The sequence below is a fragment of the Listeria immobilis genome (assembly GCF_014322765.1).
Lineage (GTDB): Bacteria > Bacillota > Bacilli > Lactobacillales > Listeriaceae > Listeria > Listeria immobilis.
Window position 1 is genome coordinate 49,343 of sequence record NZ_JAASTZ010000018.1, and the last position, 13,203, is coordinate 62,545.

16 protein-coding genes and 2 pseudogenes are annotated in these 13,203 nt (G+C 31.6%); 3 read left to right on the top strand and 15 right to left on the bottom strand.

Annotation, left to right across the window (positions count from 1 at the left end):
• Positions 1–217: 217 nt before the first annotated feature.
• From HCJ50_RS12985 to HCJ50_RS13000, 4 genes are all read right to left on the bottom strand, one after another.
• Positions 218–667: a MepB family protein gene (locus HCJ50_RS12985; protein WP_185347489.1), complete on the bottom strand. Its 450-nt coding sequence runs from the start codon at positions 665–667 to the stop codon at positions 218–220.
• Between the two features lie 206 nt (positions 668–873).
• A complete protein-coding gene (locus HCJ50_RS12990) occupies positions 874–1,404 on the bottom strand; it encodes a hypothetical protein (protein ID WP_185395658.1) in 531 nt (176 codons plus the stop codon).
• Between the two features lie 252 nt (positions 1,405–1,656).
• Positions 1,657–1,944, bottom strand: coding sequence for a hypothetical protein (locus tag HCJ50_RS12995; RefSeq protein WP_185349481.1), 288 nt, complete (start codon positions 1,942–1,944; stop codon positions 1,657–1,659).
• 80 nt (positions 1,945–2,024) lie between these two features.
• Positions 2,025–2,441 carry a hypothetical protein gene (locus tag HCJ50_RS13000; protein ID WP_185349479.1) on the bottom strand — a complete coding sequence of 139 codons (417 nt, stop codon included), beginning with the start codon at positions 2,439–2,441 and terminating at the stop codon, positions 2,025–2,027.
• A 570-nt stretch (positions 2,442–3,011) separates the two neighbouring features.
• On the opposite strand from HCJ50_RS13000, the gene HCJ50_RS13005 reads away from it, so the two are divergent.
• From HCJ50_RS13005 to HCJ50_RS13015, 3 genes are all read left to right on the top strand, one after another.
• Positions 3,012–3,578 carry a TetR/AcrR family transcriptional regulator gene (locus tag HCJ50_RS13005; protein WP_311769592.1) on the top strand — a complete coding sequence of 189 codons (567 nt, stop codon included), beginning with the start codon at positions 3,012–3,014 and terminating at the stop codon, positions 3,576–3,578.
• A 15-nt stretch (positions 3,579–3,593) separates the two neighbouring features.
• Positions 3,594–4,343, top strand: coding sequence for an SDR family NAD(P)-dependent oxidoreductase (locus HCJ50_RS13010; RefSeq protein WP_185349475.1), 750 nt, complete (start codon positions 3,594–3,596; stop codon positions 4,341–4,343).
• A gap of 102 nt (positions 4,344–4,445) precedes the next feature.
• Positions 4,446–5,453 (top strand): NADP-dependent oxidoreductase, encoded by a 1,008-nt coding sequence (locus HCJ50_RS13015; protein WP_185349473.1) that lies wholly within the window; start codon positions 4,446–4,448, stop codon positions 5,451–5,453.
• A gap of 165 nt (positions 5,454–5,618) precedes the next feature.
• Here HCJ50_RS13015 and HCJ50_RS13020 read toward each other — a convergent pair whose 3' ends face one another.
• The 11 genes and pseudogenes from HCJ50_RS13020 to HCJ50_RS13065 all read right to left on the bottom strand — a co-directional run.
• A complete protein-coding gene (locus tag HCJ50_RS13020) occupies positions 5,619–5,816 on the bottom strand; it encodes a hypothetical protein (protein ID WP_185349471.1) in 198 nt (65 codons plus the stop codon).
• Positions 5,817–6,095: 279 nt separating this feature from the next.
• A complete protein-coding gene (locus HCJ50_RS13025; protein WP_185349469.1) occupies positions 6,096–6,533 on the bottom strand; it encodes a hypothetical protein in 438 nt (145 codons plus the stop codon).
• 1 nt (position 6,534) lies between these two features.
• Positions 6,535–6,963, bottom strand: coding sequence for a hypothetical protein (locus HCJ50_RS13030; RefSeq protein ID WP_185349467.1), 429 nt, complete (start codon positions 6,961–6,963; stop codon positions 6,535–6,537).
• A 186-nt stretch (positions 6,964–7,149) separates the two neighbouring features.
• The gene (locus HCJ50_RS13035; protein WP_185349465.1) at positions 7,150–7,521 is read right to left on the bottom strand and encodes a hypothetical protein; all 372 of its coding nucleotides are present in this window, start codon (positions 7,519–7,521) and stop codon (positions 7,150–7,152) included.
• Positions 7,522–7,533: 12 nt separating this feature from the next.
• A pseudogene (locus HCJ50_RS15870) lies at positions 7,534–7,917 on the bottom strand (T7SS effector LXG polymorphic toxin); the annotation flags it as partial.
• Between the two features lie 441 nt (positions 7,918–8,358).
• Positions 8,359–8,922, bottom strand: a pseudogene (locus HCJ50_RS15875) (T7SS effector LXG polymorphic toxin); the annotation flags it as partial.
• Positions 8,919–9,287, bottom strand: a complete 369-nt coding sequence (locus HCJ50_RS13045; RefSeq protein ID WP_185349461.1) for a hypothetical protein — start codon at positions 9,285–9,287, stop codon at positions 8,919–8,921. The pseudogene HCJ50_RS15875 and the gene HCJ50_RS13045, both read right to left, overlap by 4 nt.
• Positions 9,288–9,572 (bottom strand): DUF3130 family protein, encoded by a 285-nt coding sequence (locus HCJ50_RS13050; RefSeq protein WP_185349459.1) that lies wholly within the window; start codon positions 9,570–9,572, stop codon positions 9,288–9,290.
• 594 nt (positions 9,573–10,166) lie between these two features.
• The gene (locus HCJ50_RS13055; protein WP_185349457.1) at positions 10,167–11,270 is read right to left on the bottom strand and encodes a UvrD-helicase domain-containing protein; all 1,104 of its coding nucleotides are present in this window, start codon (positions 11,268–11,270) and stop codon (positions 10,167–10,169) included.
• The gene (locus HCJ50_RS13060) at positions 11,267–12,913 is read right to left on the bottom strand and encodes an ATP-dependent nuclease (protein WP_185349455.1); all 1,647 of its coding nucleotides are present in this window, start codon (positions 12,911–12,913) and stop codon (positions 11,267–11,269) included. The genes HCJ50_RS13055 and HCJ50_RS13060 overlap by 4 nt, the downstream gene beginning before the upstream one ends.
• 47 nt (positions 12,914–12,960) lie before the next feature.
• A partial coding sequence (locus HCJ50_RS13065; RefSeq protein WP_185395657.1) for an integrase core domain-containing protein occupies positions 12,961–13,203 on the bottom strand: 243 nt, incomplete at its 5' end.

The following is a 13,203-nucleotide window of genomic DNA, read 5'->3' on the forward strand; positions in this document are numbered from 1 at the left end:
TTAGCCGTTTTCTTTATTGTTTTTCCCATGTTTTTGCATACCCCTTCTAATAAATCTTTGTTTATTATATCACAAAAAACCGTATTTGATAATGATAATCATTATCAAATACGGTTTTTATTGAAAATACAATATTTAGTTGCTATACTATTTGGATACTTCCAACCAAAATAATTTCTCTTATGAAGGAGTTAGTCCTATTCATTAAAAACAGTGGTTAACTCTCCTCCGTAGTATAATCTTTAAAAAATGCTAACTGCCAATCTTGTGTTTTCTGAGCAGTTTTATTTAAATCTCGACACCAAGTAGGATAAAATCTAGCTGCCATCTTCCCTTTAGCCCCCGCACTTCTCAAAATACCTTTCTCCACCAAGACATGCTTCGGAAAGACAAATACGCCTTGTAAGTGATTCTCCGTAACAACAATACATAAAAAATCTGCCGGATTCTTCTTATCATAAGCAACATTAGTATTTTCGTTGTTTTTCTCCCAAAAAGCAACAAAGTATCCTGCTTTCTTGGCTGTTTTCTTTGCTAATCGCGTCCGAATTATTTGGTTTTTTGGGATAGTTTTTAATAACATACCTCGATATTCCTTATTTTGATTCTCATAATGAATTAACTCACTTGCACCAAACTCTTCATCTAAAAGCTCTTCATAAGTCATATTTCCCTCCATATTCGCTATATTTAAATCCGTTTTATCAACTGTCACCACTATTTTTACTCTGATACTTATTTAATCACTAGCAATATACTGTAATCTTCCACATATAACACTAATGAAAATGACAATTAAAAATAATATTCAAGCAAGAATGGCTTCACGAACCTGCTTGTCACACACATCAACTTAAAAAATGCTAATAAGCTTTAAGCAAGTTCTTCACTCATAATTGAATAAGACTGACCATTTTCATCTATTGCAGTTATTTCTAGGAAGTCAAATCCATCAGCTTTGGTGTCTTCCCAAGAAATATATCGACCATCAATTAATAACACATTACCATCTTCATCAAAGTCGTAATTTTCTTTTTCACTTTCATAATCTATACCTATCCCAACTAAAAAATTAATTTTAACAATGTTATTCAGAGGATACTGTATTAATTCCCGATTATCAATTGCCTTTTGGTCATAAACATCACAAAACATATTATCATATCCATAAAAAGCGCCATCAAAAAGTACTATTTCTTTATTTGTATGTGTACTTTTAGCAACGATTTTAAGGGGAACCTTCATATCTTCTGCTGTAATTAATTGATCATCCCCACTTTTCCAAATCGTTCCGCAATAAAAAATTTCAAAATATTCGTCTACATCCTTAGTTGTAATTTCCAAATGCAAATAATCATCGATAGTTACTTTTCTAGCTACATCTTTTAAATAAGATGGAATCATATTTCCTTACCTCCTTGGGTATTTTTTTGTAGGATTATTGTTCTTTGTTAGTAGAGTTTTTGGTTTAACTTTTTCCATTAAATAAAAGTAATTGCTTTGTTTTTATTATTCCATATTACGCTAACAATTCATATACTGGTAATTCATAAAACCGCTCAAAAATATTTAAATTTTGTGAACATATCTAGTTTAATGAGAAACACCGATTTTTTATTATATATAACAACTCCATAATTAGATAATGTTTATAATCTAATCCTCCAGGGTTGTGAAAAGTTCATGTACTGCATTACAAGCATTTTCAAGCTTTTCGTTATCTTCATCTGATAAAAAACGGCTACCACCTGCTAAAAAATCAGTTAAGTAGAGGCAAATTATAAATGTCTCTTTTGGAATGCTATCTTGTGTTTTCCATTCTTCAACAAAAATTTCAAGGGTTCCAAAAATCTCATCATACAGACTATCATCAAACACATTTTCATTTCTTAATTTAACCATAAAATTCATTACTTTATTATGAAAGCCTTGTAAGTCAGTCATTTTAACTACCTCCAAATATAAATAATATCCGTTGAATTAACCGCTCAACCATACCACACAAAACAACTTTTAAAAGCAAGTTAAAGTTTTTCCGGATTTTGAAAATCAAATATATATTGAATTGAATTATTATTTTCAGCAATCAGTTTATCTTTTGATATGGTGCATTTCATTATAGGATTAATGCGGTCATCAAATAAACACCATAACAATTGCTTCGTTTTAGTATCTTCTATATAAATAAAGCCATCACCGCCCCAACTTCCCTCCCCACAATAAAGGGTGTAATTATTAATAGTGGTCTTAAAGAAACTATCAATTTCACTGAAGTCATCCCCTGTGAAATCAAATGAAAATGGAATGGGATTGGCTGTTTTCATCTGATTTTCTTCATACTTAATCTCATAATATAATCCATCTTTTTTTACAATACCTTGCATGATAGGTAGGTGCCCCTTTGCCCATGATTGTTCTAATAACGCTATCATATTACTCATAATAACACCCCAAAAACCATTGAGTGTCTTCACCACAGATAAAATTCACAAATACCTTATCTTCAAACATATTATCTATTTCAAATTGATCCATAATCAGCCTCCAAATTGCTAAACGTACAATGATAAAATATAAATTTAGTTCGCTTTTTTATTGTTTCTTGTAATAGATTCACGCATTTAGTGAAGAATCTACTAAGCAGCAGAAATCACGAATAGGATGTTTTGATTGCGTTTCCTTTTAAACTTTTGTCATTTGAATAATTGTGTATCATCTTTTTTACTATATCATTTACAAGAAAAATTGTTAAACAAAAATAGTATTTGGAAATAAATGAAACAGTTGAATTTTTTTACATTCCAACTTTCCAAAAGGCTTTAATATTATGACATAAGTAAAAGAAAAATCTGGCTACATAACAAATAATTGAAAAGCATAGTTATTTTACTTGAAAATAATAAGACATTCGGGACAGAATTAAAAGTTACTATTTACTTATAACTAATATTTTGATAATATAAGAATGAACGTTCTAATATTTTAGAAAGGATGAATTATCATTGGGAAGAGTGAAGCAGTTTGATGAACAAGTTGTTTTAAATAAAGCAATGCACATTTTTTGGGAAAAAGGCTATGAGAAAACATCTATGCAGGATCTGGTTGATCATATGGGAATCCATCGTCGTAGTATTTATGACACTTTTGGAGATAAACATGAGCTATTCTTAAAATCACTTGATTGTTATGAATTTCGACTTAATCAAATAATTAATCAACAAGTAAAACAAGATATGACCATAAAAGAAAAACTTGAAACATTATTTTTGAGTGTATCTTCAGTAAATAATGAAAGCCCTAAAGGTTGTTTAATTGTAAATTCAGCAGCAGAATTATCTTTGTTAGATGAACCCATAAAAAAGAAAATACAAGAACTATTTGATAAAAGTGAAATGTATCTTTATCAGCTATTAGTGGAAGCTATGATAAAAGGAGAAATTTCAAAAAATAAAAATTTACAAGAGCTAGCAAGTTATTTGCATAATGCTTGGGTTGGCATAAGAGTACTAGCGAAAACTACCAATGACCAAACAAAGTTACCCACCATTGTAAAAACAACCTTGTCAATAATTAAATAGAAAGTAGGTAAAGATATGAGTAAAAAGTACACAGTTATTACTGGCGCAAGTTCAGGTATAGGCTATGAAACTGCATTAGCTTTTGCTGAAAAAGAAAAAAATCTAATCCTTATTGCAAGACGAAAAGAACAGTTAATTGCATTACAAAAAAAGATTCAAAAACAATATGCTAATTTGGATATCATCATAAAAACAAGTGATTTATCAGATAAAGAGCAAGTATATTCACTATATGATTCATTGCAACAGTATGAAGTTGAAACATGGATTAACAATGCTGGTGTTGGTAGTTCAGAAACATTAGTAAATAGTGATTTAAAACAATTGGAACAAATGATTGATGTAAATATATCAGCAACAACTATATTATCAACTCTATACGCTAAAGATTATGCCCAAACACAAGGCACACAACTAATTAATGTTTCTTCCGCAATGGGCTATGTAATCGCTTTGGGAAATGTTGGATATTCTGCTTCCAAGTTTTTTATCAGTGTTCTAACGGAAGGACTTGCTGCCGAGCTGAAAAATGCACAACTACAAGCCAAAGTCTTAGCACCTGCCCTTACAGCTACTGCATTTATTCAACAAGCCAATGATTCAAATGCTACTGATTTATCTGCTAATAATTATCCAATACGAACGCCCCAAGAAGTTGCTTCCTACTTAGTCGCACTTTATGAAAGTAATTATACGGTAGGCATTGTAAATGAGAAAAATGAATTCACTTTAAGAGATGCTATTTTCCCAATATTTACGATGTAGTTTTTATTTTTTAGCAATATTAGAATGAATGTTCTAATAAATGTATGTAAATTATCTATTTTTACAAACAGTCCAATAAAATGAAAGAATGGTGAGTCAAAAATGAAAGCAGCACAAATCAGCAAATATTCAAAAGAACTACATGCGAATATTACAGAAATACCGATCCCCCCTATTTTGGATACCCAAGTATTAATAAAAGTGAAAGCGGCTGCTGTTAATCCGCTAGAAATTCTGAACATAACTGGTTCAGTAAAACTAATCCAAAATTATTCTATGCCTTTCACTCTTGGGAATGAATTAACGGGTATAATTGAGAAAGTTGGCGACAATGTACAAGGCTTTAAAGTTGGAGATGCTGTCTACACTAGACTACCGATAGAACATATTGGTGCTTTTGCAGAATATGTCGCTGTTGATGCAACTGCCATATGGTTTTTGCCTAGCCATTTAGATTTTGTTACAGGCGCAGCAGTTCCTTTGACAGGTCTAACAGCTTATCAAGGTCTGCACGAAAAATTAAACGCTAAAGCAGGTCAGACCGTATTTATTGCAGGAGGATCAGGTAGTTTTGGTCAAATGGCCATCCCTATTGCAAAATCAATGGGATTAAATGTTATTGTATCAGGAAACATTACCGCTAAAGAACGAACTTTAGCAGTTGGTGCAGATCGCTTTATCGACTATAAAACAGAAAATTATTGGGAAGTACTAGAACCAGTCGATTTTGTGATTGATACATTAGGTGCATCCGAATTTGAACGAGAATTAGCAATTATCAAATCAGGTGGTCGTTTATTAAGTCTTATAACAGGCCCTAATAAAAATTTTGCAATAAGCCAAGGACTACCAAAATGGAAGCAATTTTTATTTGGTTTAGCTGGCTCCAAGTATGATAAAAAAGCAAAAGAAAAAAATATCGAGTATCATTTTATTTTTGTTCGGGCAGATGGAAAACAATTGGAACAAGTATCTAAGATTGTCGAAAAAAATCAGATTATCCCAGCTGTTAATCCAATAAAATTTCAGTTAGAGGACATCAATCAAGCCTTAGAGCTAGTCGCAAACGGACATCCAGAGGGGAAGGTAATCATAAGGTTTGATGAGTGACAAGAAGTAAATGGAATAGAAGTCTTCCTCAGCCATAATGTTGATGTTCCTTACGAATCGCTTGAATTTCTTCTTCCATGCTTTGTGTTGAAGTGTTTCTATCGAGGCGTTTTTGCCAGTACATGTAAGTGGCCTTTGGAAACCTTAGGGTTTCTAGAATATCTTTTAATCGAAAATGTCCTCGGAGGTTGTGAATAATTCGTGCGATTCGTTCATTTTTTGTTCATCCTCTAGACGCAGCCTCCTCAATTCTTTTAAATAGGCATTCTCAATTTTTAACATTCTATTTTCTTTTTCTAGTTTCTCTACTTGGGATGATTCACTTGGTAATGACTGGATTTCGTTTCTTTTCTTCTTAGTCATTCTAGGTGGACGTCCTTTCTGTTTAGAGAGTCCATCTATACCAAGCGTACGTGAATTTTAAGGCAATTCGCAATCAAAGATGGATTGCTCATTTTGAGAATATTGGCTACTTCTTGATAGGATAACTCTGTCGTAAAGTACAACTCTATCGCATTTAACTTAAATTGAACCGAGTACTTCTTACTTTTTCGGCTACGAAATAGTGGAATTGGAAACTTTTAATAATTACTTCCTGTGCATGTTCATCAATTTCCATATTTCCCTCGTAATACTTGTTAGTCAAATATATGAATTTAAAGAATCCCTCAAATTTCCAGATACTTTCTTTGGTAAACTAGCTAATTCATATGTTTTATAGTCTTCTAACCACTGACAGTCTCCATTGAGCATGAAACTCCAATGCCGTGGAAGACCTCTCGAAAGGATAAGAAATGATACATCAATTCGTTCTTTCGCAGAGTTGTATTCTGGCAACTCTTCTCTATCTTTATCGTCAAAAACATGTAAAAAATAGGACCACACATCATAACAAATAAGCAAACCATCCATATCCCGACATACATAATTTAAAGAAACCTCATCAAAATGCATTAAAAAAACTAGAGCGAATGTTGGACCAATAAGCGCTATTTCTTCATCAGATAAAACTTTATAATTCAATTGATAGTCATCCATTAATTGTTTGAATTGGTTTGTGAAATCAGTTTCATACTCCATTTTAACTCCTTCTTTGATAAGCTTCCTGTTCATCTATACTAATTTCTCTAGGTTCATTATAAAAATTGGTATTTTCAAATGCTTCAATCCAATCAGTTTTTCCCGCTAACAATTTCGGAAAATATTTTCTAAGTCCTCTTGAATGGATAAGCAAGCCATTAGAAATTTTATCTGCTAGACTATTGGCTGGAACAATATTAGCTAATAAGCTTTTTTCATAACTTGAGAATAAAAAATTGGTAATCTTCACTTTCTCTAATCGATTAATAAATAAGTAATATATATCAATTCCTTCTCTACTTTTCCAAATAGTCAGAGCGTAATTAGGGTGCAATAACATTATCTCGTCTTCGTTTACTTTAATTACGCTAAATTGATACTCTTGAATTATATCTGCAAAACAATTTTGTACTGCGTGTTTAAAATCCATTAATTTCACCAACGTTATTTTAGTTCATAGCCTTGACACTTTTCGTATCAATTACAAGTCCTCGTTATTTATCTTATCTAAAAGTTTTTCTCTCTCAGCTTTCCATTCCACAACAATTTTTTGGAATTCGGAAGTAGGCATTTTTATTGTTGGTTTTTAGTATACAGATTTTGACAATAAACAACTCTATTCTTCATTCATAAAGTCCTCTATCATTTTTCGACTTTCTTGGCAAAATTGAAAGTTTGTGATTTTAGCATAATTTTTTTCAATATAATCCAGCAAATGGGTGATATTATCTAATTTACTCTGACCTTTTTCACTTTTTTCACCTCTTACAAAGGCAATCCATCCAATATTAAATAACTCATTCTCTTGCCAAAACCTTATATAAAGAGTGCTTATTTCATCATATCTCTCATAACCAATAATAAAATCAATTTTTTTATTAGAAAATGTTATGGAATCATTCTTGAGTTCTGTTAATGTATACCCAAAATCAAGTAAGAATTGGCATTTATTAAGAATTATACCTTTTGAAGTTTCATCAATTTTCATTGTTTTATCTCCTCATTTTTTTAACTTCATAGAGCTAGTGGTTGAGTCATATTCATATCCATGTTTCACCAAATAATCATACTCTCTACCAAACCCTGTGAATCGTTTAGTCCCAACCACGTATAAATTTTCTATAGATGGTTTGGTCGCCATTGATATATCATCACCACGTTGGATTGCTTTATCCAAAAATGGCTGATTAAACTCATCCCAAAATTGATTAGGATTTATATATAAATCATCTGGTGCATTTAAAAGATTAAATCTATTTTTCTTCATGCCAAAATCTAATGACTTTACATTCCCTAATTCGGTTAACACATTCCTAGTATCTGAGACATAAGTACCTAAAACCGTCGTAGTCTCCCAAGGACTCGTTTTTAACTTTACACCTGATGTCGGTAAATAATCTAGTTTTCTTACTTGCCCAAACTCTGCATAAAAAGCACTTACCCCAAAAGCTCCAGCATACTGTAAAAATACAGTTGAACCATCTACTAATCTTTGTCCTCCACTAATCCTTTCAGCAGTAACCGCATCTAGTCCATACACTGCTCGATAAAATGCCCCAACACCGAATAATTCTCGCATACCTGTCTCGTTTTGCCAATAAATCATCTGTTGATTAACCAAATCCAAAGTAGCTTCTGTGTTTAGTTTACCATCAGTAGTAACATATCCCGCACGGTTCCCCTCTGGAATATAAGGTAACATTCCGATATCTTCCATAGCCTTTACTTTGTCATCTATTGCTTTTTGTGAGGCATATAAATCCACAAGATCTTCAAAATTAGAAGCATTTAATTTGTCCACTTTATACACACCAGTTTGACTATTAAAAGAAATATTAGACTGAATATCACTCACTCCACGATTAATTGCTTGAGCTAAGTCACTTAATTCTTGGAAAAAGGTACTATGCCCGCGTTCAAAGTCGAGAAATTTTTCCAAAAGTTGTTCTTTTTTATAGTTAGCAAAAATTTGTGATTGAAGTGTATTAATTTCACCTTGTCTAGATACTGCTGTCATCGAACTCAACTCTAATTGAATTTGTTCCAATTTATTTTCTAAATGATTTATTTTTTGATCTAATTCATATAAACCTTCCGCATCAATTTTCGCACTAGGAGAACTATCCACTTGGCTATGAAAATCAGTAATATATTTCCGTAAAGATTCTTCGCTAACTTGAAGTGCTTGCTTAATAGAAGCACATAGTGGCAAATAAGTCGCTGCGTAATATCCTTTAGATGCGCTAATAGCATCTCCTGAAAGTGAATCATCTTGCAAATAAGTAGTGATAGCATTTTGTATAGCTGTAATTTGTGTCTTAGCCTGTTGATTGGCGATTTTCAATTCATGTGAAAAATGGTTTACTTCTGCAATGTCAATTCGAGTCATAAACGCATCTCCTTTTTGAAATCCTGTTGTTTAGTTTCAAGTGCAAGAATGCTTTGTTGATGCTTTTTTTGCTCTTTGTGTAATTCATTTTGAATCTCTGTAGTAATGGTTACCGTCTTCTGGTCATATTGCCGGACATCATCATCAATTTGCCAAAAAGTGTTTTTAGCTTGTTCTCCTTGCCAAACATCCTGCATATGGTAAAAAATATCATTCATTTCCCGTTTAGCTTGCTTAATATCTACCTCTACTTCTTCTAGCTTTCTCAATTTCTGTTTAACATTAAACAGAGCATCTTCTTCCAGCTCCAAACTCTTTTTAATTTGTAGTAGTTCTTGTTCTACTTCTTGGGTGTATTCATCCACTTAACGTACCTCCAAATTCATCTTTTGACTGATGGATTTATCTTGTTTCGCAAAAGCTTCTCCCATTTGCTTGATTCGAATCGCATCATCCTGTGCAATCGAACCAAAACTTTCTATTCCCTCAAGTAATTCAAGCAACGATTCCCGAAAAAGTTGGATGGAATTAGATTGAGTATAGCTCATATTACCGTTTTTCATAGGATAGTAATCTAACTTTTCCGCACTATCCCCTAGAGACGTTGCATGAGTATTCATTTTTTCTTTACTAATACGAATTTTTGTCATGGTTGTCTTCCCTTTCTGTATGTGATGTTTGTATCATATTATTTAGTATAAAGCTATTTGGGGGTGGTGTCATTTAGAAACATTAAGTTACTTCTATATCTCCTTGTGATGCTACAACAATAACTGAGTGTGGTAGAATTATTTTTCTTTGATTTGTATCAATCATTTTCTAAGTTTCTCTATTATAAATTGCAGTTTAATAGAAGTAAATATTATAACAAAAACTGTTATCACTCAGCATAGAAAAAGCCCTAAAACCTCGTCGTTACTGAGGTTTTGGGGCTTTTTTTATTATTCCCACTCTATAGCCCATGTGTTGAGTATTGACAAATACCGTTGATAATAAAGAGTTTTGAAGAAGTTTAGAACTCTTTAAAATGAAGAAAAAACATAAAAAGTGCAATAATAGTGCAATGAAGTTTTAACCACGCTCAAGCTTATAAAAGTAATTGCTGTCGATATCCAAAAAACATGGTTAGTGAAATGCCACTAATCATGTTTTATTTTTAAGTTAAGTATTTTAAACAAGATTTGAAAGTCAACACAGAAATCCCATGTTTCCGATTTTTCAAAACAACTAGTCAAATTCGTTTATTAATAGATCGGTAACTTATCTGTTACAATATTATTTTTACATACTATACCAACACTATACTTCGCTCTTGTAATTGCTACATAAAATTTGCATTTTATTTCAAAGTTATCTAGTGTGTTATTTTCAAATATCCAATCCGTTATTTTTTTTGTTGGATAAATCAATACCCTATCCCGAGTTGATCCTTTTGATTCTCCAAAATTTTTAACTTCATAGTTTAAGTTAACTTTTTTTGATCGAGAATATCTTAATTGTGTTGGTGAAAATTCTTTCAAATACCTTTCAACATCCTGTTCTTTTATTAGAAACACACCGTCATGTGTTGTTGTCTCATATTGTAAAGATGTACATTTAGGGTACTCTGGAAATAAATTGTTTGCAAAATCACAAATCGACTGATTATTACGCCAACTTCCATTAAGCGTTTTTTCATCTATACGACATTGGATTGATTTGCACTCAGTTTCTATAAAATCTCGTATTCTTCCATCAGAATATTTTTTATATTTATCTGAGAAATGTGTATGGTAAGTTACTTGTCTTGGATCACCAGCTATTTTAACCCTAGTCTCGGTTTTAAATAAAAGTTTTATTATCTCTAAATCATATCCTGCCATATCTTGTACTTCATCAATAAAAATATGTTTAAATAAAGCTGAAATTCTTTCAAATACAAAACCATTACTTTTCTCATTACAACGTATGACAAACTTAGCAAGTTTATCAGAATAAATTTGGAAATCATTTGAAAAATAATGACGTTCAATGTTCTCTGTCTCTTTAAAATATACCGGAAATTTTGCTCCTTTGTATTTTATACCAGATTTTTCATTCACAAGTAGCAAGCCATTTATTTCCTTTTTCGTAAGTTTCCCTTGATAGGGCTTTGCTCCATGCTCTATTAGAAAAGAAAACCAAGTCCTAATTGTAACATGTGCTGGAATTATTCCTTTGTTTAATTCAATAAATTTATTCTTTATTTCTTTTTCGTTTTCTTCTGTAAAAGTGGTAATCAATACTGCATCACTACACTTAATTGCCTCTTTTACTATGAATGTGGTTTTTCCTGCACCAGCAGCGGCAACTAGAAATTCATTTTTCATAATATTGCCCTCTTGATATATTCTGGATAATTCACATTAGTTTCAGATGAAAATATTTTCAAGGCACATTCTGTCTTATTTTGTTTCATATATTTATGCAAGTCATCCTCTGAAGAAAATTCCTTACCAAAGATATCATTAAACGTTTGCACGCTGTTTTCTTTTAACATAAGGGGTTCCAAAGTATTATAATTAAACTTTTTTTTATTTTCCCCTTTCCCTAAGGTTAATGTTCCTGTATGCACATTTTCGTCATAGCAAATTTCTATATATTTTTTTTTATTTTCCCCAATATAATCTGCATATTTTTTCTCAAGGGCTCTTTTATCACCATCATTATCAGTAACAACCTTTACAGGTATTTCCAGATTCTGTGCGATTTCTAGAAACCTCAAAAAAGAAGTACCTACTGCAATAATTTCCACTCCATCTTCAATTGGGAGTCTTCCATTATTATTGTCCAAATATGCCCTTTGAAGTACAAGCTCATCGGAATCTCCCTCAACTAAAATAGCTTTTTTACAGAGTATTAATCGTAGAGTATCGTAACCTGATATCTTTTCGAAAAACTCTTTCGCTCCTAATGAATTAAATCTAGTTGTTTTTTGCTGGTTTAATAATATCAAATTATCCAATCCTAACTTGTTAGAAACAAAACTACTATGTGTAGATATGATAATTTGTTTTGTATTGTAATTTTCCTTAATACTGTTTAGCAGTTGGTTAAGTCGTGTATGACTGATATGACATTCTGGTTCTTCAATAAGTATCACTGAAGAAGACTCTGCTTTTTTATCAGATAATGCCAAATCAGTTTTAATTATGGCTTGCTCTCCTTTACCAATAAAATCAAAGGGTATGTTATCAAGTTGTGTTATAAGACTACCATCCCAAGTTGAACGAGAACCTAAATCTACTGTTAATTCTATTTTTTTATTACTTAGTTTTGATATATCAGTTATCATCGAATTTATTCTAGCTATTGCTGGATCTTGCGAAAATGTTTCTTTTACTTTTCTGTATGCTTGAGCAACTTTTGTTTTTTCATCTGTCTCTAATATATTTTGGACAATTCTAGATATATAAATATCAGATCCATTTTGAAATTTACTAAATCCCACATCAATAAATGATGATTTGATTGGCATACTTCTTGGTGTTAATGGCTTTCTGGCAAATGAATACCAATCTATATCATAGTATTCTATAGGTACACTAATTACCTCTCCCAACTCAATTAGTGATCTATATTCCTCATTATATTTTTCATCTAATGCTATCTTTAAACCAATGCCACTTGCTTTTCCCGATAAATTTTTTTCTAAAAACCTATCTCCTTCCAATATTGGAAAATCCTCATTTAGATATAGTTCAATCAAAATATGTGGTGGCTCAGTAGGTAATCCATTTTTGATATTTTCAATATATTTTTTTACAATTTCATAATTAAACAAATACTGAGTTAGATTTCCTCTAATAGGTTTACCTCTAAAAATACCACTCAACGCTAAATGAATAGCTTCTAGTATAGTAGACTTTCCTGCTTCATTATTACCTACTAAGATATTAATTCCTTGATTTAAATCTAACTCAAAACTACCATTAATACACTTGAAATTTTCAATTCTAATTTTCTTTATCATAGCTTACTGACATAGTCAAGAAAAAATGGACAAGGTGTTAGAGAAAGTTAAGCGGAAAACTTAGCTTGGAATGGTGTTTTATATTGTAAGGAAGCATGTGGACGAGATAAATTGTAATAATCAATATATTCATGAGTTAATTGGTAAACATCCGCAAATGAATACAGTTCATAGTGATTCAACTGTTCACTTTTTAATCGTGAAAACCAAGATTCCATTGGGGCATTATCATATGGGCATGCTTTCTTCGAAAAGCTCTGGATGATTCCGTGCTGCTCACAATATAAACT